Source organism: Sphaerisporangium fuscum, from assembly GCF_018531465.1.
Classification (GTDB): Bacteria; Actinomycetota; Actinomycetes; order Streptosporangiales; family Streptosporangiaceae; genus Sphaerisporangium; species Sphaerisporangium fuscum.
Genome location: NZ_JAHDTF010000017.1, coordinates 96,320 through 117,812, shown reverse-complemented (window position 1 = coordinate 117,812; position 21,493 = coordinate 96,320). Strand labels below are relative to the sequence as shown.

The window sequence follows — 21,493 nt, the reverse complement described above, 5'->3', positions numbered from 1 at the left end:
CACGGTCCTCACGCAGGTGCGGCGCTCCGGAGAGGGCGGCCCGCGCGGTGTGAAACCATCGACGCATGACCCCTGTGCTCGTGATCGGACCCGATCGGCCGCTCGACGCCTCCTGGGCCGAGGCGCGCTCGGCCGCCGAGGTCGAGAGGCTCGCGCGCGAGGGGCGCACCGTGGCCGTCACCCTGGAGGGGGACCAGACCGCGCAGATCGCGACGGCGGCGGTCTTCGCCTGGCTCGGAGCCCGCGTCTTCCGCACGGCCTACGAGGACCAGGTGCGGCTCGCGGTCGACATGGCCGAGTCGATCGCCGGCCGGCGCCCGCCGGCGCTAACCCGCCGCGGCCTCGCCTAGCTCGTCGGCGAGCGGGGTCAGCGGACGGGCCGGCTTCTCCAGGTGGTCGATGGCCTCCTCGACCGTGGTGGTCCAGGAGATGGCGTCGAAGACGTTCGGGCGGGTGAACCCCGCCTCGTACATGTTGTCCACCAGCAGCCGCAGCGGGGCGTAGAGGCCCCACGGGTCCAGGATGACCAGTGGCTTGTCGTGCAGCCCGAGCGTGCGCGAGGTCCAGATCTCGAAGAGCTCCTCCAGCGTGCCGATGCCGCCGGGCAGCACCAGGAAGGCGTCCGACCGGGCGTCCATGATGCCCTTGCGTTCCCGCATGTCCCCGGTGATGATCAGCTCGTCGGAGTCGGTGTCGGCGATCTCGAGGTCGACCAGGGCCTGCGGCATGACGCCGACCGTGCGGCCGCCGGCCTCGCGGGCGGCACGGGTGACGGCGCCCATGCAGGACACGACGGCGCCGCCGCTGACGAGCGTGTGGCCGCGACGGGCCAGCTCGGTGCCGACGTCGGCCGCCAGGTCGAGGTACTTCCGTTCGATCTTCTGACTCGACGCGCAGAACACACAAATCGCCATAGCCACGACGGCCACCCTACACAGCCCGCCCTTGCGGCGGCCCGCGTCAGGCTCCCCGCACGGCGAGCTGGCGCTCCTTGTCGGCGTCCACGATGACCCGCACCGCCTCCTCGACGTCATCGGTCACCTGCAGCAGGTCGACGTCGCCGGGGGAGATCTTGCCCGTGCTGACGAGGGTGTCGCGGATCCAGTCGAGCAGGCCGCCCCAGAACTCCGTGCCGAGCAGGATCACCGGGAACGAGGTGACCTTGCGCGTCTGCACCAGCGTCAGCGCCTCGAACAGCTCGTCGAGCGTCCCGAACCCGCCGGGCAGGGCGACGAACCCGCAGGCGTACTTCACGAACATCGTCTTGCGGACGAAGAAGTAGCGGAACTCGATGCCGAGGTCGACGAAGTCGTTCAGCTTCTGCTCGAACGGCAGCTCGATGCCGAGGCCCACCGAGATGCCGCCCGCCTCCCTGGCTCCCTTGTTCGCCGCCTCCATGCAGCCGGGGCCGCCACCGGTGACCACGGCGTACCCGGCCATGGCGAGGGCGCGGCCGAGACGCTCGCCCAGCTCGTAGTCGGGGGTGTCGCGGGGGGTGCGCGCGGAGCCGAAGACCGTCACCGCGGGCGGGAGCTCGGCGAGCTGCCCGAACCCCTCCACGAACTCGGCCTGGATGCGCAGCACCCTCCAGGGGTCCATGTGCAGCCAGTCGGTCGAGTCGCGCCGGTCGAGGAGCCGCTCGTCGAAGGTGGAATCGGGCAGGAACTTCCCCCGGACGAGAGACTGACCCTGGCGGCGTTCCTCACGCGATGCTTTGTTCATGCCGATCACGCTAACCGCCCCGGAGGGCGCGTAAGCCCCATCGTCGGGAGCGTCTCACCCAGGAGCCAAAGAATCTTGAAAAATCTGCTCGGAGCAGCGGAACCGTTTGTTCGCGAGGCTGCGTCTAAGAGCCGAGGGTGCTGCTCGGGACTGAAAGTGGCTTTCCCCGCCAAATGGCCGGCGAGGAAAGCCACTTTCTTTTGTACGGCCGTCCAGGTGCGAAACCGCGGCCGGTTCCTCCGCTCGTTCAGAGCGAGGGCGTGCGGAGCCAGGAGAGCATCCGCTGCTCGCACTCGACGATCTTGCTGAGTGAGGCGTACTCCCCCTGCTGGTGGGCGAGGTTCGGGTCGCCGGGCCCGTAGTTGACGGCCGGCACGCCGAGCTCGGAGAACCGCGAGACGTCCGTCCAGCCGAGCTTGGCCCGGGGCGTCCCGCCGATGGCCCGCGCGAACGCCGACGCCACCGGATGGGTGAGGCCGGGCCGGGCGCCGGCGACGCCGTCGGTGAACCGCACCTCGTACCCGTCGAACACCTCGCGCACGTGGTCCTGCGCCTGCTCCAGCGAACGGTCGGGCGCGAAGCGGTAATTGACCGTGATCACGCACTCGTCGGGGATGACGTTGCCCGCCACACCCCCGGAAACGCCGACGGCGTTCAGCCCCTCGTGGTAGGCGAGGCCGTCGACCACCGGCTCGCGCGCCTGGTAGGCGGTGAGCCTGTCGAGGATCGGCGCGGCGGCGTGGATGGCGTTCACCCCGAACCACGACCGCGCGCTGTGCGACCGTTTGCCCCTGGTGACGATGTCGGCGCGCAGGGTGCCCTGGCAGCCGCCCTCGATCTCGCCGTCGGTGGGCTCCATCAGCACGGCGAAGTCGCCTTCGAGCAGCTCCGGGCGGGTGCGGGCCAGCCGGGCCAGCCCGTTGCGCTCGGCCTCGACCTCCTCGCAGTCGTAGAAGACGTACGTCACGTCGCGGGCGGGCTCGGGCACGTAGGCGGCCAGCTTGAGCGCCACGGCGACGCCGCTCTTCATGTCGGAGGTGCCGCAGCCGTACAGCAGGTCGCCCTCGACCCGGGAGGGGAGGTTCCCCGCGAGCGGCACGGTGTCGATGTGGCCCGCGATGACCACCCGCTCGGCACGGCCGAGCCCCGTGCGCGCGACGACCGCGTCGCCGTCGCGCACGACGGTGAGGTGCGGCAGTGGCGCCAGCGCCGCCTCGACGGCGTCGGCCAGAGCCTTCTCGTCGCCGCTGACCGATTCGATGTCGACGATCGCCGCCGTCAGGTCGCGGACGTCGGCGGCGAGGTCGATCCGGGGCGCCATGTCAGGCATTGACGCCGTGCTGACGCAGGACGTCGTTCAGCGCCGCCTTGTCGTGCCGCTGGCCCTCCTCCAGCCGCTTGAGCACCAGGACGCACGGGAGCCCGAACGTGCCACCCGGGAACTCCTTGCTGCGGGTGCCGCCGACCGCGACGCAGTAGTCGGGGATACGGCCGCGGCTGATCTCCTCGCCGGTCTCCACGTCGATCACAGGGATGGAGGCCGAAAGGATCGTGCCGGCGCCGACCACGGCGCCCTTGCCGACCCGGGCGCCCTCGACGATCATCGAGCGGCTGCCGATCAGGGCGTCGTCCTCGACCACGACCGGGACGGCGTTCGGCGGCTCCAGGACGCCACCGATGCCGACACCGCCTGAAAGGTGGACGTTACTGCCAATCTGCGCACAGGAGCCGACCGTGGCCCAGGTGTCGACCATGGTGCCGCTGTCGACGTAGGCGCCGATGTTGGTGAAGGACGGCATGAGTACGACCCCGGGCGCGAGGTAGGAACCCCAGCGGGCGATGGCGCCGGGAACCACGCGGACGCCTTCGAGAGAGGTCTTCAAAGGAATGCGGTCGTTGTGGTGGAAGTCACCCACCTGGCCCCTCACCATGCCCAGGACACGGAAGCTGAGCAGGATGGCGCGCTTGGCCCGCTCGTCCACGACCACCTCGTCGGTGGAGTGGTCGACGAACGCGACACGGGCCTTGCCGGTGTCGAGCATGTCGACGGCACCGACGATCACGCCGCGCGCCTCGGCGTCGTCGGGCGACAGCTCGGCGCGGCGCTCCCACAGCTCATCGACGGCGGCAGGCAACGGGCTTTCGAAGGTCTGGCTCATGCAAGGGGAGCTTAGTGCCGCACGGAGACCTCGGATGGGCCGGTAGGTTCTTGTCCGTGGCCCGGCGATTCTCACGAACGGTTCTGACGATCATCGCAATCGTCGCCGTACTCTGCGCCGCCATCTTCTACGGCGTCTACCACCTGCTCAACAAGGCCCGGCCGTACGCCCTGGGCGAGCACTGCCAGGTGAGGACCTCCCTCGGCACGCTCGACCTCGAGATCGAGCAGGCCCAGGTCGCGGCCACGATCGCGGCGGTCGCCACCCGCCGCAAGCTGCCCGAGCGCGCCCTCGAGATCGCCTACATCACGGCGATCCAGGAGTCGAAGCTGCTGAACCTCCCGTTCGGCGACCGCGACTCGGTGGGGGTGTTCCAGCAGCGTCCCTCCCAGGGCTGGGGCACGGTGAAGCAGCTGCAGGACCCCGTGTACGCCTCGCAGAAGTTCTTCGCGGCGCTGGTGAAGGTCAGGCACTACCAGAAGATGCCGCTGCACGAGGCCGCCCAGGCGGTCCAGCGGTCGGCGGACGGCTCGGCGTACGCCCAGCACGAGCCCGACGCCAAGATCCTCGCGCCCGCGTTCACCGGGCGTGTCCCGAAGGCCGTCCACTGCTGGTACCCGCCCCCCGGTAAGCCGGTCGCCGACCAGCCCGCCAAGGCCCGCAAGGAGCTGGCCCGCGCCCTCGGCCCGGCGGTCTCCGGGAGTTCCACGGCGAGCCCGGGTGACCGGAGCGGCGGGACGAAGCGGGACACCGCCGACCCCACCGGCGGGACGAAGACCGGCGCGGCCGACCCGGCGGCCCGTACGACGGCGGGCACCGGCGGCACCACCGCGAGTCCGGCCGGCCGGCCCACCGCGACCACGAGCGACGTGGCCGACAAGAGCGGCCGGGCGGCGCAGGGCGGCCGCGAGCGCATCAGCGTCTCCACCGAGCGCCGCGGCTGGCAGATCGCCTCCTGGTCGGTCGCGCACGCCCAGAAGTACGGCCTGCGCGAGGTCCGCTACGGCGGCGTGAAGTGGAGGTCCGCCTCGGGTCACGACGGCTGGCTCCCCGACTCCACCGCCGCCACCACCCAGGTCGACCTCGCCTGACGGCCCTCGGCGGTCAGAGCATGCGTTCGACGTAGATGGAGCCCGGGGAGAGGGGCTGGGCGTAGGCGGCGGTCCAGGGCTCGCCTTGGGCGCGCTGGAAGCTGAGCAGGCGGCCGTCGTCGGCACGGTAGTCGGCGAAGTCGATCAGACCGCGCTCGCCGTAGCCGGTCGTGCCCTCGGAGCGGTAGGCGGCGGTGCCCCGTTCGATGGGGTAGAACTCGACCCCCTCCATGATCAGCATGCTCTTGGCGGGGACCATGCCCTGGGTGGGCACCGGTGTCCACAGGTAGACCTCGAGGTGCGGAGGGTCGTCGGGCGTGGCGCCCTCGCGCTCCTGCACCGAGAGCCACTGGTAGAGGCGCGAGCCCCCCTCTTCGAGGAGGTATTCGGTCCAGTGGTCGCCCTGCGACGACAGGTGGAGCGCGCCGAGCACGCGGGAGCGTACCCCCTGCCGGTCGATGGTGTCCCCCACCTTGATCGTGCGGGGGTCGAGGTTCTCGGGGTCGAGGACCACGGGACGTGCGAGGGCAGGGTGCGGCGACATCGGCTCGGGTGCCGGCTCAGGGGGCCGGGGAGCCGGGCGAGCCGCTTTCTCGGATCGTCGGGTACCGAGGAACACGCCCAGCACGACGACGAGGATGGCTATGCCGGCCGCGAGCACGACCATAACGGTCATGCCGCGGGATCCTACTGGAGCCGGGCCACCGCCGCATTGATCCGCTCATCGGTCGCCGTCACGGCGATACGGATATGTGACCCACCGGCGGATCCGTAGAAATCGCCCGGCGCGACCAGAATCCCGAGATCGGCCAGTTCACGGACCTGATCCCAGCAACCACGGTCGTTCGTCGCCCACAGGTAGAGCCCCGCGGACGAGTGGTCGACCCGCCAGCCCGCCTTCTCCAGAGCCGGCCGCAGCCGGGCGCGCCGCGAGGCGTACAGGTCGCGCTGCGCGTCGGCGTGCTCGTCATCGTCGAGGACGGCCGCCATCGCCGCCTGGACGGGCGCGGGCATGATCATGCCGGCGTGCTTGCGGACCTCCAGCAGCCGCTTCACCAGCGCCGGGTCGCCGGTGACGAACCCCGCGCGGTACCCCGCGAAGTTGGACCTCTTGGACAGCGAGTGGACGGCCAGCAGGCCCTCGTGGGAGCCCTCGCACACGTCCGGGTGCAGGATCGAGACCGGCTCCTCCTCCCAGCCCAGCTCGATGTAGCACTCGTCGGAGGCCACGACGGCCCCGCGCTCGCGCGCCCAGGCGACGACCTTGCGCAGGTGCTCGGCGGGCAGCACGCGGCCGGTGGGGTTGGAAGGGGAGTTCACCCAGACGAGCGGCACGCGCTCCGGGCCGAGCCCGAGCAGGCCGTCGGAGGCGTAGGCCTCGGCCCCGGCGATACGGGCCCCCACGTCGTAGGTGGGATAGGCCAGGGCGGGGATGACCACGCGGTCGCCGGCACCCACCCCGAGCAGGGTGGGCAGCCAGGCGACGAGCTCCTTTGAGCCGATCGTCGGCAGGATGTCGGCCTGGTCGACGGTGACGCCGTGCCGGCGGGCGAGCCAGCCGGCGGCGGCGCGGCGGAGCCGTTCGGTGCCGTGCGTGAGGGGGTAGCCGGGGCTGTCGGCCGCGCCCGCCAGCGCCTCGCGCGCCACGGCGGGTACGGGATCGACGGGCGTGCCGATCGAGAGGTCGACGATGCCGTCGGGGTGGGCGAGCGCCCGCTCCTTGTGCGGCACCAGACGGTCCCAAGGGAAGTCAGGCAGCCCGATCACCGATGTACCCCCTAAGTCCTTACGCGATCATGAATGCCGATGTCCGGACATGGCACCGCCGGTACCGCGACCGACAGGTCACGGTACCCCGGTGGCACCTCATGACCACGGACCGGGCTTTGAGGTCAGTGTTCCTCGGCCTGCGGCGGCAGCGCGGCCACGATCGGGTGGTCCTTGTTGATCTTCCCGACCTTGGACGCACCACCGGGCGAGCCGAGCTCGTCGAAGAACTCCACATTCACCTTGTAGAAGTCCTTCCACTGGTCGGGCGTGTCGTCCTCGTAGAAGATCGCCTCGACCGGGCAGACGGGCTCGCACGCGCCGCAGTCCACACACTCGTCTGGGTGGATGTAGAGCATGCGGTTGCCCTCGTAGATGCAATCGACGGGGCACTCTTCAATGCACGCCTTGTCCAGGACATCCACGCAAGGCTGCGCGATGACGTAGGTCACCTCGGACTCCTTCTTCTCCGCGCCTTCGCACGACTCGACCGCGGGTTGCTAGACCTAGTATTGCCGTGCCAGGGACATCTCTGAAACGGGAGGGGGGGAAAGCGGATGACAGCGCAGTTTGGCGGAAGGCTGGTCGTGGCCGTCTCCCCCGCCGACGTGGGCCGCAGGGTCACCGTACGCCGCCGCGACACCGGGGGGTTCCGCGACGCCGTCGGGGTGCTGGAGTCGTGGAGCGAGGGCCTGCTGAAGGTCCGCAAACGCGACGGCACCCTGGTCGAGATAGCCGAGCACACCGTCGTCGCGGCCAAGGTCGTCCCCGAACGCTGACCGGCCCGCCGGGCCGCCGGGCCGCTCCCCCTGCTTCGTGCGGCACGGACCCCTGCGCCCGGAGTGGCGTACCCCTGTCGGGATACCGCAATGCTCCCCCAAACCTCCGCGTGCCTCCTCGACGTGCGCGAATGTGACGTTGAGTATTCGTATCGTGACCTCACGTGCCGTAGCCGCAGTGCTGATGACGCTCGCCACAGCCGTGGCCGCGTGCTCCTCGCCCAAGACCGAAGAAAAGAAGCGGCCCCCCGCGAACCCCAGGGCCGCCAGCCTCGCCGAGGGCTTCGGCACGATGGACCGCCTGGTGGAGGCCGCCAGGCACGAGGGCTCCCTGAACGTCATCGGGATCCCCCGCGACTGGGTCAACTACGGGGCGATCATGGACCGCTTCTCGGGCGAGTACGGCGTGCGTGTCAACGCGGTCGAGCCGGGGGCGAACAGCCAGCGCGAGATCGAGGCGGCGAAGGCCGCCAAACCCGGCGAGGCGCCCGACGTGTTCGACCTCGGCATGGACGTGGCGATCGCCAACGCCGAGAAGTTCGCGCCGTACCGGGTGACCGCCTGGCAGGACATCCCCGACGACGTCAAGGACCCCAAGGCGCGCTGGTACGCCGGGTACGGCGGCTACATGTCGATCGGCTACGACCCGCGGAAGGTGCCGGCGCCGGCGACCTTCACCGACCTGCTCAAGCCCGGCTACGCCGTGGCCCTCCCGGGCGACCCCCTGCAGACGGCCGCCGCGTTCAACGGGGTCATGGCGGCGTCGCTGCAGGCGGGCCGACCCGACGCCGGCCGGGGCCTGGCGTTGTTCGCCCGCCTGAAGAAGGAGGGCCGCCTCAGCCTCCCCTCGCGGGCCAACACGCTGGTCGACTGGGACTACGTGAACGCCGCCAAGGCCGCGGAGACCGCGGGGGACGACAAGCCGGCATGGAAGGTCGTGATCCCCTCGAACGCCGTGCTCGCGTCCTACTACGTGCAGGCGATCAACAAGAAGGCCCCGCACCCGGCCGCCGCCCGGCTGTGGCAGGAGTTCCTCGCCGGCGACGAGGCGCAGAACCTCTTCCTCAAGGGGTTCGCCCGCCCGGCCCGCATGGAGGCCCTGGAGATGCGGGGCAAGCTCGACAAGAAGGCCGCCGGCAAGCTCCCCGCCGTCTCGGGCACCCCGGTCATCCTCACTGTCCCGCAGGCGGACGCGGCCAAGACCTACCTCAGGGCCAACTGGACGAAAACGATGGGTTGAGACGTTCCGTACGCCGTACGAACTCAGACGGATGTGTCGCCCGGACACGAAAGGCCTAGACCCGTTTTCCGCACATCGCCCATGATCGACCTGGTTCAATCACTGGAACGACCGGGGAGATTCGGGCTCGTGCGGAAAACAGGCCTAGAGTGTCTTTACCTACGGACACGGGGAAGCGATGTCTGAGAATGCGAGCGGATGGCCTTGCGGTACGACACACCGAGTTTGACGCGGTGGAACGCTCGCGCCTATGACAGCTCGTTCGGCTACGTCTCGGCGCAGGGAGAGCCGCTGATCGAGCTCCTGGATCCCTGCCCCGGAGAGCGCATCCTCGACCTCGGCTGCGGCACGGGGGTCCTCACGGCCGAGATCGCGGCCAGGGGTGCCGTCGTGACCGGCCTGGACGGCTCGCCCACCATGGTCGAGGCCGCGCGGGTCCAGCACCCCGGCCTGACCTTCGTGATCGGCGACGCCGCCGGCTTCTCGGTCACCGAGCCGTACGACGCGGTCTTCTCCAACGCGGCACTGCACTGGATGGCCCGCGACCCCGACGCCGTGATCCGCTGCGTGCGGGCCGCGCTGGCGCCCGGCGGCCGGTTCGTGGCCGAGCTGGGCGGCGCCGGCAACTGCGCGGCGCTGACCTCGGCGATGCTCACGGCCTGGCGCGAGTACGGACTGCCGGAGCCCGAGCTGCCCTGGTACTTCCCGACCCCCGCGGAGTACGCCCTGCGGCTGGAGAAGGGGGGCTTCACGGTGCGGCTGCTCGAATACTTCGACCGCCCCACCCCGCTCGACGACTGTCCCGGCGGCGCGGCCGACTGGGTGCGCATGTTCGCGGGCTCCCTGCTCGACGGGGTGCCGCCCGCGGTCGTGGAGCCGCTGCTACGCCGGGTCAACGAGCTCGCCGCCCCTGCTCTACGCCGCGAATCGGGGTGGGTGGCCGACTACGTCAGGCTGCGATTCGCCGCTGTACGGGCCTAACGGCCGTCTAGGGCCGAGCGATTTGCCAGACTATGGTCTGGTCAATGGAATCACCGGAGAGGGAACGGGATGAACTTCTGTCTGAGTGATCTCGTGCCTCCGCTTCGCTGGAGTGACGCGACGGGGTTCTCGCAGCTCCGCGAGGCACCCGGACTGCCGGACGCCTGGTGGCGGGCCATGCCCATCAGCCGGGTGTTCGCCGTGCTCGATCCTGAGGCGCTCGGCGAGCTCCTCACGGAACTGGCACTCGACCACTGGCCGGCGGCCGCCGTGGGCGACATCCTGCCCGCGCTGCACGTCATGGATCCCGACGAGGCCGACGACCCGCAGGTCTCGATCGCGCTGGACCGCGTGGGCTCGTGGTTCGGCCTCCTGTCGCTGACCGGCCGCGAGCTCGCCGACCAGCCGTTCATCCGGGCCCGCCCGGTCCTGACGGCGCTGTTCACGGCGGTCTTCGTACGGCTGTCGTCCGGCGAGCACGACGAGGAGCACGAGGCGAGCGCTCCACTCCCGATGGAGAACGCGCCCGAGCCTCTCCCGATCGAGAAGGCGGCCGCCCCTTTCCCGGTCGAGCCTCTCCCCTTGGAGAAGGCGGCCGGCCCCTTCCCGGTCGAGCCCCTCGCCGTCGAGAAGCCGGCCGCCGGGGTATTCGGCGACCTGCCCGTCCCGCAGCCGGACCCGTTCGCGGGGAAGCCGCCGCTGCCGAAGCGACGCCCGACGGCCGCCGCCGCCGCTGCCGCCGCCGAGCAGAGCGACCCGCTCGGCCTCGCCGCGGCCCGCATGGCGGAGGCCGTGCTGGAGCAGCGCACCGCCAAGAGCCCCTTCGACGCCGGCCGTGCCGAGCCCACGGGGCCCCGCACGTCGATGTTCACCCCGCCCCCGCGCCCCGAGCGTCCCCAGCCCCCCGAAGGGCTTCCCTTCGGCTCCGAGGTTCCCTCCTTCGGGCGCGAGTCCTCCCCATTCGGCCCGCCGACCGCGGCTCCGCGGCCGTTCATCCCCGAGCCCGAGGGCTTCACGGACCCGGCCGCCATGGGCGCCGAGCCCGCCATGGGCGGTGACGGCGGGTACGACGATCTCGACGCCGCCGCGCACCTGGAGGCGCCCGAAGGCGTCCCCCTGCTGGCGGCCCCGGTGGGGACCAGCACCGACGACCTCGGCGGCGTCCGCGCCGACGGGGACCTCGCCGCGCTCATCGACGAGGCGTTCGCCGACCTCGACGACAAGACCTGGGCGGTCGCCCAGAACCACCTCTTCACCGACGCCCCGGCCGCCCCCGAAGAGCTCGCGAAACTGTTCGCGGTCACACCGGATGAGATCCTCGCCCTGGAGGAGGAGCTGCGGGCCCGGGTCGCCGCCTGGCTGGAGAGCGACGAGGCCGCCCCGTACACCCAGCACCTCGAGAAGCTCTCCGGGGCGCTCGGCATCGCCGCGCCGAAGTCGCGGCTGATGGCCGCCGCCGACTGGCACACCAGGCAGCTGCGCTCGCTCGACGTCCCCGCCTGGCAGTTCGTGCTGGCCACGCTGCCCGGCTACACCGTCCAGGACGACTGGCTGGTCGCGGGCGACATCGCCGAGCTGCGTGAGCAGACCTGCGGGCTGATACTCAACGCCGACCGGCCGCCCACGGTCGCCCGGGCCCTGGAGCTGGTGTCCACCCTGGGCATCCATCCCGAGGTCGCCAAGGAGTGGCTCGAGAACGTCCCGCAGCTGCGCATCCAGAGCACCAAGAAGGCCGCCGTCTCCGCCGACGCGGCCGACCGGCCGGCCGACCCTCTCGGCCCGCCGTCGGGGCCGACGACGGGCCCGCTGAAGGACGTGGCCATGACCCGCAGGTGCTTCCGGCAACCGGACGGGCTGTGGTGGCTGCGGATCGACGTCACGCCCGACCATCTCGGCGGAGCCGAGTGCCGGGTGCCGAGCGGCTTCGCCGCCTACCTCGGGATGTCCCCCGGTGACGACCGCACGGTGACGAGCGCGGCCGGGGACATCACGCTCAGCTGGCAGGCCAGGCCCGTCATCGACTCGCTGGGACAGCTGCTCCACGAGATGGGCGCCCAGCCGGGCTCCCACCTGTTCCTGACCGTCGCCGAGGACGACACGCTCCTGCGGGCGCGGCTGGTGCCCGCGGCGGCCGGCGAGACCGACAAGAACACCCTCGCCCTGCGCCTGGCCGGCTACACCACCGGCGGCCAGGCCGAATCCCTGGAGGAGACGATCCGCGTGCTCGCCACCCGCATCGGCATGACCGGCCCGGTGGGCCTGCCCGAGCTGATGAACCGGCTGCGCGAGCGCGGCGACCGCGACCTGCTGTCCCTGATGGTCTGACGGGAGCACAGTGCCCCGGCTCGCGATCGCCCCCCAGGTGCCCGTGGACATCGGCGCGCTGGCCCCACCGGCGCGCAGGGACACGGTGATCGCCATGCGCCGGTTCCTGCACGGCGCCGAGTCCGCCCCGCATCCGGAACGGGTGCGCAACACCCGCGACCCCCGGGTCGCCACGCTGCGCCTGGCCGAGGGGTATCGCGGGGTCGTGGTGCGGCAGCGCGAGCTGTACTGGATGCTCACCGTCCTGCCCGACGCCGAGGCCTGGTCGTACGCCCAGCGGTACCGCTTCACCGTCAACACCGCCATCGGGGTCGCGGAGGTGTGGGACGCCGAGGCGCTGGAACTGGTCGAGCCCGCGCTGCGCCGGTCGGCCGGCTCCACCGAATGGCGCCTGTTCGGGCACGTCAGCGACGCCGACCTGCTCGCGCTCGGCATCGACCCGCAACTGCTCCCCCTCGTCAAGCTGATCACCACCGATGTGGGCCTGGACGCGCTCGAACCGCTGCTCCCGCGCAGCCAGTTCGTCCCGCTGTCCGTCCTCGGGCGGGGCGGGTCGCCGGCCGACGCGTGGCGGGCGCTCGACGAGCAGGTGGCCGTGCCGGTGAGCTCTGTGGACGTCACCGACCTGGACGCGGCGCTGCAGCGGTCTCCCGACCTGGCGGCGTTCGTCCCCGATGCCAGCGTGTTCGACCGGATCCTCGGCACGCCCCGCTGGTGCACGTTCCTCTTCCCCGTCCAGCACCGCCTCGCCCACCGCGACGTCTACGAGGGGCCGGTCCTCGTCACCGGCGGGGCGGGCACGGGCAAGACGGTGGTGGCGATGCACCGCGCCGCCCACCTCGCCCGCGCGGGCGCCGGGAAGGTGCTGCTCGTGACCTTCTCCCAGGCGGTGGCGGCCGACGTGGCGGCCAACCTCGATCTGCTGGTCGACGACGATGAGGTGCGCGGGCGCATCGAGGTCGGCAACGTCGAGCGCCTGGCCCACCGCATCGTCGCCGAGGCCGAGGGCCGTCCCCCCCTCCTGGTCGGCAGCTCCGACCTCGCCACGCTCTGGCAGGAGGCCTCGGAGATCTCCGGCGAGCTGCACAGCCCGGCGTTCCTGCTGCGCGAGTGGGAGCAGGTCATCCTGGCGCAGAACCTCTGCACCGTCCAGGAGTACCTCGCCGCCCGCCGTCCGGGCCGCGGCGTCGAGCTCGGCGACGACGAGCGCACGGCCGTCTGGAAGGCCATCGAGCACGTGACCGGACGGCTGCGCGCCACCGGCAGGCGCACCCTGCTCCAGCTCGCCGCCGAGGCCTGCACACTGCTGGGGCGCACGACGGGAGACCTGCTCGGCGACGACGCGCCGGCACGCGAGCCGTACCGGCACATCCTGGTCGACGAGGCGCAGGACCTCCACCCCGCGCAGTGGCGGCTGCTGCGGGCCGCCGTGCCGTACGACGAGAACGACCTGTTCGTCGTGGGCGACCCCCACCAGCGCATCTTCGACACCCGGGTGTCGCTCAGCACGCTGGGCATCAAGGCCGAGACCCACCAGCTGTCGATCTCCCACCGGCTGCCGCAGGAGATCCTGACGTGGGCGGTGCGGCTGCGGGGCGGCGGGCCGGTCGACGGGCTGGTCGACGGCATCACCGAGCTGGTCGGGTTCCGCTCGGCGCTGCCCGGCGGCCGTCCCACCGTGCGGGAGTACACCGGCCACGAGGCCGAGCTGGCGGGCCTGGTGGCGCAGGTCAGGGAGTGGGCCGGCGAAGGCGTCCTCCCCGACGACATGGCCGTCGCCGCGCGCACCGGCGAGCTGGTCAAGGACGCCAAGGCGGCGCTCGCCGAGGCCGAGCTGGGCGTCCGCGTGACGACGTTGCACGGGCTGAAGGGCCGGGAGTTCCGCCGGGTCGCGATCATCGGGGTGTCCGACGGGGTCGTGCCGTCGCCCGACTCGCTCACCCCGGCGGACGAAGATCCCACGGCGCGTGCCCACGATCTGCAACGGGAGCGCGGCCTGCTCTACATGGCCTGCACCCGGGCCGCGGAGCAGCTGTATGTGTCCTATTCCGGGCGCGCAAGTCCCTTTCTGCCACCGTGACCCAATAACCTGAACGTGCGGATAGGACCCACGTCTCACCCCGCCCCACGCCCCATGCCGGTTGGACCCTGATGAATCTGAGCCTTAGCGACATCGTGCCTCCTCTGCGCTGGACAGCACCGGCCCAGGTCGAGCCGATCGCGAGCGACACCCGACTCCCCGACGCCTGGTGGCAGGCCCTGCCCCTGGACCGCGCCTGCCTCCTCGTCGGGACCGCTCAGGTGGCGGCACGGCTCGCCGACCTCGCCATGGCCTGCTGGGGGCACCTCGCGATCGGCGACATCCTGCCCCTGCTGCGGATCACCGAGCCGGAGAAGTGCCTGCGCACGCCAGAGTCGCGTGAGGCCGTCCACACGATGTTCGCCGAGGTGCTGTCGCGGCTGATCGCCTCCGAGACACAGGGCGAGCACGACTCCACGGCGGCGCCGGCCCCTCCGGCCACGCCCGATCGCCCGATCGCCGAGCTGATCGACGACATCTTCGCCTCGCTCGACGACCGCCAGCGGGCCATCGCCCGCGACCGTGTGTACGCCGAGCGCCGGGTCACCCTCGACGAGCTGGCGCAGCGCTTCTCGGTGACGCGCGAGCGGATCCGGCAGATCGAACGCGACCTGCGCGACCACGTGCAGGCCCGGCTCGCCGCCCCCGAGCAGGCGCCGATCGCCGCCCACCTCGCCTGGCTGCGCGGGCGGCTCGGCTCGGCCGTACCCGCTGACGACCTGGCGGCGGCCGTGCCCTGGCACCGCACCGAGCTCGCGACGCTCGGCGTGCCTGCCTGGCGGTTCATCCGGACCCTCCTGACCGGATACGAGCAGGTGGACGCCTGGCTGGTGACCGGCGGCGCCGACGAGCTGAAGGAGAAGACCCGGCAGCTGTTCACCGACGGGCCGGTGAAGCTGGCGGAGGCCGTCACCATGGTCGCCCAGCTGGGCATCCGCGAGGACGTCGCCGAGCGCTGGCTGGCCTCGGTGCCGCAGCTGCGGATCCTGGAGGGCCACGTCGTGCCCTGGCCGCGCAGCGTGAACGAGAAGGCCGAGGCGGTGCTGGCGGTCGCCGAGGCGCCGCTCAGCCCCGAGGAGATCCAGACCCGCATCGGCGAGGACTACAGCCTCGTCGGCATCCGCAACCAGCTCACCTCGGACGACCGCTTCCTGCGGGTCGACCGCAACCGGTACGGGCTGACGCGCTGGGGCGGCGAGGAGTACATCGGCATCCGCGAGATGATCGTCCGCGAGATCGAGCGAGCCGGCGGCGAGGCCTCGGTGAACACGGTCGTCAACAACCTGACCGCGCGGTACGAGGTCAGCGAGAGCTCCGTGCGCGCCTACGCCGGCGGGCCGGGGTTCGAGCGCACGCAGCGGGGCTGGATCCGCGTGGCCGCGGCCGAGCAGGCCGAGCCGTACCAGCCGCGGCGCGACGTCTCCATGACCCGCCGCTCGTTCCGCAGCCGCGACGGACGCTGGTGGCACCGCGTCGACGTCAACGCCGAGCACCTGCGGGGCTCGGGGTCGCCGCTGCCCACCGGGTTCGCCGCGCACCTCGGCATGGCGCCCGGCGGCTCGCTCACCACCTCAACCCCCTCGGGCGACGTGGTGATCAGCTGGCACAACCAGCCGACGATGGGGTCCATCAGGGCGGTGCTGGCCGACTACAACGCCGGTGAGGGCGACTCGCTGTTCATCACCGTGTCGGACGGCGGCGAGCTGCTCACCCGCTACCTTCCGCAGGCCGCCCCCGGGCTCCCGCCGATCAACATGGCGCTGCACCTCATCGGGTACACCGCCCCGGTGGCCTCCGAGGCCGAGGCGCTGCGCCTCATCGGCGCCCGCATCGGCCTGCCCGACGGCGCCTCCCGCGACGAGGTCCTCGTCCGCCTGCGCGAGCGCGGCGACCGCGACATCCTCGCCTTCCTCGACCTCGAGGTGGCGTGACACGGCGGGTGTCCGGAGCTGAAGGGGCCGGGGGCGTGGCTTAAGCTCGTGGCATGTTGCGGCTGTATGACACCCGGTCCAGGCAGCTCGAGAGCATCGTCCCGTCGACGGCGGGCGTCCTGCGGATGTACACCTGCGGGCCGACCGTCTACCGGTTCGCGCATGTGGGCAACCTCCGGTCGTACCTGCTGGCCGACCTGATCCGGCGGGTCCTGGAGCAGCACCGGGTGCGGTCGGTGGTGTGTCAGAACATCACGGACGTGGGCCATCTGGTCGACGACGAGGAGATCGACCCCACCGGCGAGGACAAGGTGCTCCAGCAGGCGCGCCGTGAGGGGCGCTCGGCCGTCGACATCGCCCGCTTCTACGAGGACGCCTTCCGCCGCGACACCGCGGCCCTCAACATGCGCAGGCCCGAGTACACCCCTCGCGCGACCGAGACGATCGACCTGATGATCGAGCTGATCGCCAAGCTGATCGAAAAGGGCCACGCCTACGCCGTGGACGACGGCTCGGTGTTCTTCGACGCCCGCAGCTTCCCCTCCTACGGCGAGATCTCCGGAAACCGCCTGGACGCGCTCAAGCCGGGCCACCGGGTCGAAGGGGTCGACCCTCGCAAGCGTTTCCACGCCGACTGGGCCCTGTGGAAGGGCTCCGGCCGCGAGATGACCTGGGACGCCCCCTGGGGGCGCGGCTTCCCCGGCTGGCACATCGAGTGCTCGGCCATGTCGCAGCGCTTCCTCGGCGAGCACATCGACGTCCACACCGGCGGCAAGGACCTGCGCTTCCCCCACCACGAGGACGAGCGCGCCCAGTCCAACTCCTCCGTCGGCCACGACGTCGTCAGGCACTGGGTGCACGGCGAGCACATCCTGTTCGACGGGCGCAAGATGGCCAAGTCCACGGGCAACGTCGTGCTGCTGTCCGATGTCGAGGAGGCCGGGCTCGACCCGCTCGCCGTACGGCTGGCGCTGCTCGAACATCGCTACCGCCAGCAGATGAACCTCACCTGGGACACCCTGCACGCCGCCGACCGCACCCTGCGCCGCTGGCGGCAGCGCGTCGCCGAGTGGGCCGAATCGCCCAGCCGGCCGATCGACCCCGGCTACGCGGGCCGTGCCCAGGCCGCGTTCGACGACGACCTCGACACGCCCACCGCGCTGCGCGTGCTGCGCGAGCTCGAACGTGACGAGTCGGTGGCACCGGGCTCGCGTTTCGAGACGTTCCTGCACCTCGACCACGTGCTCGGCCTCGACCTGTCGATCGACATCGGCAAGCCCCCCGCCGTCGCGGTGCTCCCGCCGGGCGCGGCCGAGCTCCTGGACGCCCGCGCCAAGGCCCGTGAGAGCAAGGACTGGCCCGCCTCCGACCGCCTCCGCGACGAGCTCGCCGCCCTGGGCGTCAAGGTCGTCGACACCCCCCAGGGCCAGACCTGGTCGTGACGCGTCACCCCCCGCCGTTCGCACGGCGACGGGGAAGCCGGACGGTGAGGAGCTTGGCACGCGGGGCGACGCGCTCGGCCAGGGAGAACAGCGCCTCGGTGCGGGAGCGGTCGGCGTCCAGGTGGGTGAAGAGGTTGACCCCCAGGTAGAACGTGATCGAGGCGTAGGCGAGCTCTCGGGGCGGCAGGAGCTTGGCCAGCGGAGAGCCGCCGATGACCCGTTCCAGCGTCTGCTCGACGAACTCGATCCACGGCTCGGACCGCTTGACGATCTCCTCCCGTAGCTCGGGGCGGGCGATGCTGGCGCCCACCAGTTCGGAGAACAGCGTTATGTGGCCGCCTTCGATGTCGGCCCGGTAGATCTCGGTCGCCACCGCCACGAGCTCCTCCAGCGTGGAGGCCCGGCCGGCGGCCGCCTGGTAGGCCGCCATCCGCTGCTCGGACGAGCGGTCGAGGGCGGCGAGCAGAAGCTGGTCGACCCCTCCGAAGTGGTAGAACACCAGCGCCGAGTTGACCTCCGCGGCCTTGGCGATCGTGCGGGCGCTGGTCCCGGCGTATCCCTCGGTGCGCAGCGTGAGCGCCGCCGCCTCGATGAGCCGTTCCCGCGTCTCCGCGCCGGCCTGCTTCGTCATGCCCGCTCCTCTTGCGTCGCCCTCTCACTAATCGTACGGTTTAATCACTTGATTAAACCGTACGATTAAGGAGCTCGGCATGGAGGCCGACGAGAGACACCGGAACCGGTCACGGCGAATCCTGGTGGGCGTCCTCGCCGCCCTGTTCGGCGCGATCCTGGCCTACAAGGTGCTGGAAGCAGGGCATTTGGAGCAGACGGCGGCGTTCTACGTGGGAATCCCCGCCGTCATCGCCATCAGCGTCGCCGTGACCGTGCGCCCGCGGTCGGTCACCGGTCTGATCATGGCGGCGATCACCATCGGACTCGCCCTCGCCGGGCCGCTGCTCGGCGAGGGCATCGTCTGCCTGCTCTTCGCCGCGCCGCTGTTCTACCTCATCGGCCTGTTCGTCGGCCTGGCCGTCGACTGGGGCCGCCGGTACGACCACCGGCGCCGGGCGAGCCTGATCATCGCACCGCTGCTGCTGCTCGGCGTGAGTGAGGGCACCACCGACGCCACTTCCCTGCCGCGCTGGCAGGAGGTCAGCGCGAGCCGCCCGGTGGGGACGGCGGACGTCGCGCGGGCCCTCGGCGCGCCGCCCGCGTTCGCCCCGTTCACCTCACCGCTCCTGCGCATGGGATTCCCCCGGCCGCTCGTGTCACGCGGCGAAGGCCTCCAGGTGGGCGCGATCCGCGAGATCACCTTCACCCCGCGCCGTTCCCTCGGCATCGGCGCCAGGCCCGAGCCCCGCTCGATGACTCTGCGCGTGGTCGGCAGCTCGCCCGGGCGGGTGGTGTTCCGGGTCGTGCGGGACACCACGCTGGCGCGCTGGCTCGACCTGCGCGAGGCCGAGTTCACCTGGACCGGCGGCCGGCTCACCGTCGCCCTGCGCTACAACAGGACCTTCGACCCCGCCTGGTACTTCGGCCCCGTGCAGCGCCTGGTCGGCGAGCAGGCCGCGGCGTACCTCGCGGAGACGTTCACCCGGTGAACGCGATGAGCCCGGCCGTCATCCGGGCGGTGGCGATCATGGGGCCGGTGGCCGTGCTGCTGGTGGCGGCCCGCGTGCGGCCTCCCGGCGAATCCCGTGTCGCCGCCGCCATCCTCGCCACCGCCTGGAACCTGCTGACCCTCTGCGCGGTCAACGCCGTCGCCCTGGGAACAGGCTGGTGGGGGTTCCACGCCGAAGGGGCCGTCGTCGGCGGCGTGCCGGCCGATCTGCTGCTCGGATGGGCGCTGCTGTGGGGCGCGGTCCCCGCACTCGCCGCCCCGCGGGCGCCCATCGTGCTCACCGCCGCCCTGCTCGCCTGGCTCGACCTGGCCCTCATGCCGCTCGCCGGGCCCGTCGTCGTACTCGGGCCGCGATGGCTCACCGGGGAGGCGGCGGCGATCGTCCTCGGCCTGGTGCCGGGTCTGCTGCTCGCGCGGTGGACCGAGGAGCGGCGCCGGCCGGCCGCCAGGGCCACCTTCCAGGTCGCCTTGGCGAGCGGGCTCGGCCTGGCGCTCCCGATCGCCCTCACGGGCGTCTGGCGGCATCCCACCTGGGTGCTCGCCCTTTCGGCGCAAGCGCTGGCGGTGCCGACGGTGCTCGGGCTGGCCGCCGTGCGGGAGTTCGCCGTCGCGGGAGGCGGCACGCCGCTGCCGTACGACCCGCCGGTCCGGCTGGTGACCGGTGGCCCGTACGCCTACGTGCGCAACCCCATGCAGGTGTCCATGACGGCCGGCTACCTCGTCCTGGCCACGCTGGACGTCGCCTTCCTCGCGGCGGCCGCGGTCGCCTTCGCCTACGGGGCGGGGCTCGCGGCCTGGCACGAGGGCGAGCAACTCGAACGGCGGCACGGCGCCGCGTGGCGGGCGTACCGGCGCGAGGTACGCGCGTGGCTGCCGCGTCCGCGACCCGCCGCCATGCCACCCGCGTCGATCTACGTCGCCGCGTCCTGCGGGCAGTGTTCGCAGGTGGGAGCGTGGATCGTCCGGCGCGCCCCGGTGGCGCTGCGCGTGGTGCCCGCCGAGACCCACCCGCGAGGGTTGCGGCGCGTCACCTACGAACGCGACGACGGCGTCCGGGCCGAGGGGGTGGCCGCGCTGGCCCAGGCGCTGACCCATATCCACCTCGGCTGGGCGCTGGTCGGCTGGCTGCTCCTGCTGCCCGGCGTGCGGTGGTTCGTCCAGCTGTGTCTGGACGCCCTCGGGGCCGGGCCGCGGGTGCTGCCGGAGGGGGTCAGGTCGTGAGGACGCGGGACTCCCCGACGGCCAGGTCCCACAGGTCGGCACGGTCGCGGCCGGCGGCGATCCAGGCGGCGCGGGCCTCCTGGACGGGGGCCATCAGCGGCTCGCCCGACAGCACGAACGTCCCCCAGTGCATGGTCGCCATCCGCCGGGCGCCCACGTCGAGGCAGGCCTGGACGGCCTCGGCGGGGTCCACGTGCGTGACGTGCATGAACCAGCGCGGGTCGTACGCCCCCACGGGCATCAGCGCGAGGTCGATGCCCGGGTAGCGGTCCCCGATGAGCTTGAAGCGCTCCCCGTAGGCGGTGTCGCCGGCGAAGTAGACGCGCTGGTGGGGTGAGGTGAGCACCCAGCCGCCCCACAGGGACCTGCAGGTGTCGAAGAGCGTCCGGCGGCTCCAGTGGTGGGCGGGCACGAAGTCGAAGGTCACCTCGCCGATGCGGGCGCTCTCCCACCAGTCGAGCTCGGTGACGTTGGTGAACCCGCGGCGGGTGAACCACTTCCCGAGGTTGGCGGGCACGAAGAACGGCGTGTGCTTCGGCAGGCGGCGAATGGTCGGCGCGTCAAGATGGTCGTAGTGGTTGTGACTGATCACCACGGCGTCCACGGGGGGAAGGTCGGTCCACGCCACTCCGGGCGGGGTCAGCCGCTGCCGCACCCCGGGGATCTTGCGAGACCAGACCGGGTCCGTCAGCACCGTCAGGCCGCCGATGCGCAGCACGTACGTCGCGTGCCCCACCCAGGTGACGCCGGTCTCCTTCGAGGTCACCGGGGGAAGTCCGGCCCGCAGCACCGGGATCTGGTCGACGTCGCCGATGTCGGGACGCAGGCCGCCGTGCCAGGTGACGCTCACGATCTCCCGGAAGTCGGGCAGCGGGCAGGTCAGACGATCCTTGAAGTTGGACGGCCAGTGTCGCCGTCGGGGCGGAGCGGTCGGAGGCGTCTCAGGCGAGGTGGGGGATATCTCAGGGCTGACGGTTTGCGACATGTGACCCTCCTGTTTCGTCTCCGATTGGGGGGCGGGTTGTTCCACATGGGGATCGATCGCCACTCTGCTTCTCTTGCTCCCCCGTGAGCGAAAAACATGCCTCACCCGTGGGAGGTATCTGTCACTTCCTCCGTAGATGCCCGGTCAGT

At 71.8% G+C, this 21,493-nt stretch carries 20 protein-coding genes; 11 read left to right on the top strand and 9 right to left on the bottom strand.

Going from position 1 to position 21,493, the window contains the following annotated elements; genetic code table 11:
• The first annotated feature begins 65 nt into the window (after positions 1 to 65).
• On the top strand, positions 66 to 350 hold the full coding sequence (locus KIK05_RS21925) for a hypothetical protein (RefSeq protein WP_214412651.1): 285 nt from the start codon (positions 66 to 68) through the stop codon (positions 348 to 350).
• Here the strand turns inward: KIK05_RS21925 and KIK05_RS21920 are convergent.
• The 4 genes from KIK05_RS21920 to KIK05_RS21905 form a co-directional block, all read right to left on the bottom strand.
• A complete protein-coding gene (locus KIK05_RS21920; RefSeq protein ID WP_214412764.1) occupies positions 327 to 914 on the bottom strand; it encodes an LOG family protein in 588 nt (195 codons plus the stop codon). The genes KIK05_RS21925 and KIK05_RS21920 overlap by 24 nt on opposite strands.
• Positions 915 to 960: 46 nt before the next feature.
• Positions 961 to 1,722 carry an LOG family protein gene (locus KIK05_RS21915; protein ID WP_214412650.1) on the bottom strand — a complete coding sequence of 254 codons (762 nt, stop codon included), beginning with the start codon at positions 1,720 to 1,722 and terminating at the stop codon, positions 961 to 963.
• Between the two features lie 247 nt (positions 1,723 to 1,969).
• Complete coding sequence (gene dapE, locus KIK05_RS21910; protein ID WP_214412763.1) at positions 1,970 to 3,043, bottom strand: succinyl-diaminopimelate desuccinylase; 1,074 nt, start codon at positions 3,041 to 3,043, stop codon at positions 1,970 to 1,972.
• A gap of 1 nt (position 3,044) precedes the next feature.
• Positions 3,045 to 3,881: a 2,3,4,5-tetrahydropyridine-2,6-dicarboxylate N-succinyltransferase gene (locus KIK05_RS21905; protein ID WP_214412649.1), complete on the bottom strand. Its 837-nt coding sequence runs from the start codon at positions 3,879 to 3,881 to the stop codon at positions 3,045 to 3,047.
• Positions 3,882 to 3,937: 56 nt separating this feature from the next.
• On the opposite strand from KIK05_RS21905, the gene KIK05_RS21900 reads away from it, so the two are divergent.
• Positions 3,938 to 4,972 carry a hypothetical protein gene (locus tag KIK05_RS21900; protein ID WP_214412648.1) on the top strand — a complete coding sequence of 345 codons (1,035 nt, stop codon included), beginning with the start codon at positions 3,938 to 3,940 and terminating at the stop codon, positions 4,970 to 4,972.
• Positions 4,973 to 4,985: 13 nt separating this feature from the next.
• On the opposite strand, the gene KIK05_RS21895 is transcribed toward KIK05_RS21900, so the two are convergent.
• The 3 genes from KIK05_RS21895 to fdxA all read right to left on the bottom strand — a co-directional run bounded on the left by KIK05_RS21895 (position 4,986) and on the right by fdxA (position 7,191).
• Positions 4,986 to 5,648 (bottom strand): DUF4178 domain-containing protein, encoded by a 663-nt coding sequence (locus KIK05_RS21895; protein ID WP_214412647.1) that lies wholly within the window; start codon positions 5,646 to 5,648, stop codon positions 4,986 to 4,988.
• Between the two features lie 11 nt (positions 5,649 to 5,659).
• Complete coding sequence (dapC, locus tag KIK05_RS21890; protein ID WP_214412646.1) at positions 5,660 to 6,739, bottom strand: succinyldiaminopimelate transaminase; 1,080 nt, start codon at positions 6,737 to 6,739, stop codon at positions 5,660 to 5,662.
• 125 nt (positions 6,740 to 6,864) lie between these two features.
• The gene (gene fdxA / locus KIK05_RS21885; protein ID WP_214412645.1) at positions 6,865 to 7,191 is read right to left on the bottom strand and encodes a ferredoxin; all 327 of its coding nucleotides are present in this window, start codon (positions 7,189 to 7,191) and stop codon (positions 6,865 to 6,867) included.
• Between the two features lie 105 nt (positions 7,192 to 7,296).
• Between fdxA and KIK05_RS21880 the strand changes: the two genes are divergently transcribed.
• The 7 genes from KIK05_RS21880 (at position 7,297) to cysS (ending at position 17,517) form a co-directional block, all read left to right on the top strand.
• Positions 7,297 to 7,518 carry a putative acetyltransferase gene (locus tag KIK05_RS21880; RefSeq protein ID WP_214412644.1) on the top strand — a complete coding sequence of 74 codons (222 nt, stop codon included), beginning with the start codon at positions 7,297 to 7,299 and terminating at the stop codon, positions 7,516 to 7,518.
• 184 nt (positions 7,519 to 7,702) lie between these two features.
• Entirely contained in the window at positions 7,703 to 8,758 is a 1,056-nt protein-coding gene (locus KIK05_RS21875; RefSeq protein WP_214412643.1) for an ABC transporter substrate-binding protein, read from the top strand.
• 225 nt (positions 8,759 to 8,983) lie between these two features.
• Positions 8,984 to 9,739 carry a class I SAM-dependent methyltransferase gene (locus KIK05_RS21870; protein ID WP_250563205.1) on the top strand — a complete coding sequence of 252 codons (756 nt, stop codon included), beginning with the start codon at positions 8,984 to 8,986 and terminating at the stop codon, positions 9,737 to 9,739.
• Between the two features lie 69 nt (positions 9,740 to 9,808).
• Positions 9,809 to 12,064 carry a hypothetical protein gene (locus KIK05_RS21865; protein ID WP_214412641.1) on the top strand — a complete coding sequence of 752 codons (2,256 nt, stop codon included), beginning with the start codon at positions 9,809 to 9,811 and terminating at the stop codon, positions 12,062 to 12,064.
• A gap of 10 nt (positions 12,065 to 12,074) precedes the next feature.
• Positions 12,075 to 14,144 (top strand): UvrD-helicase domain-containing protein, encoded by a 2,070-nt coding sequence (locus tag KIK05_RS21860; RefSeq protein WP_214412640.1) that lies wholly within the window; start codon positions 12,075 to 12,077, stop codon positions 14,142 to 14,144.
• Between the two features lie 71 nt (positions 14,145 to 14,215).
• The gene (locus KIK05_RS21855; protein WP_214412639.1) at positions 14,216 to 16,075 is read left to right on the top strand and encodes a sigma factor-like helix-turn-helix DNA-binding protein; all 1,860 of its coding nucleotides are present in this window, start codon (positions 14,216 to 14,218) and stop codon (positions 16,073 to 16,075) included.
• Between the two features lie 53 nt (positions 16,076 to 16,128).
• Positions 16,129 to 17,517 (top strand): cysteine--tRNA ligase, encoded by a 1,389-nt coding sequence (gene cysS / locus KIK05_RS21850; protein WP_214412638.1) that lies wholly within the window; start codon positions 16,129 to 16,131, stop codon positions 17,515 to 17,517.
• Positions 17,518 to 17,521: 4 nt separating this feature from the next.
• Here the strand turns inward: cysS and KIK05_RS21845 are convergent, their stop codons facing one another.
• A complete protein-coding gene (locus KIK05_RS21845) occupies positions 17,522 to 18,148 on the bottom strand; it encodes a TetR/AcrR family transcriptional regulator (RefSeq protein ID WP_214412637.1) in 627 nt (208 codons plus the stop codon).
• Positions 18,149 to 18,227: 79 nt separating this feature from the next.
• On the opposite strand from KIK05_RS21845, the gene KIK05_RS21840 reads away from it, so the two are divergent.
• Positions 18,228 to 19,118: a hypothetical protein gene (locus KIK05_RS21840; protein ID WP_214412636.1), complete on the top strand. Its 891-nt coding sequence runs from the start codon at positions 18,228 to 18,230 to the stop codon at positions 19,116 to 19,118.
• A gap of 5 nt (positions 19,119 to 19,123) precedes the next feature.
• Entirely contained in the window at positions 19,124 to 20,359 is a 1,236-nt protein-coding gene (locus tag KIK05_RS21835; RefSeq protein WP_250563234.1) for a methyltransferase, read from the top strand.
• Here KIK05_RS21835 and KIK05_RS21830 read toward each other — a convergent pair.
• Positions 20,349 to 21,344, bottom strand: a complete 996-nt coding sequence (locus KIK05_RS21830) for an MBL fold metallo-hydrolase (protein WP_214412634.1) — start codon at positions 21,342 to 21,344, stop codon at positions 20,349 to 20,351. The two genes, KIK05_RS21835 and KIK05_RS21830, sit on opposite strands and share 11 nt — an antisense overlap.
• Positions 21,345 to 21,493 lie beyond the last annotated feature (149 nt).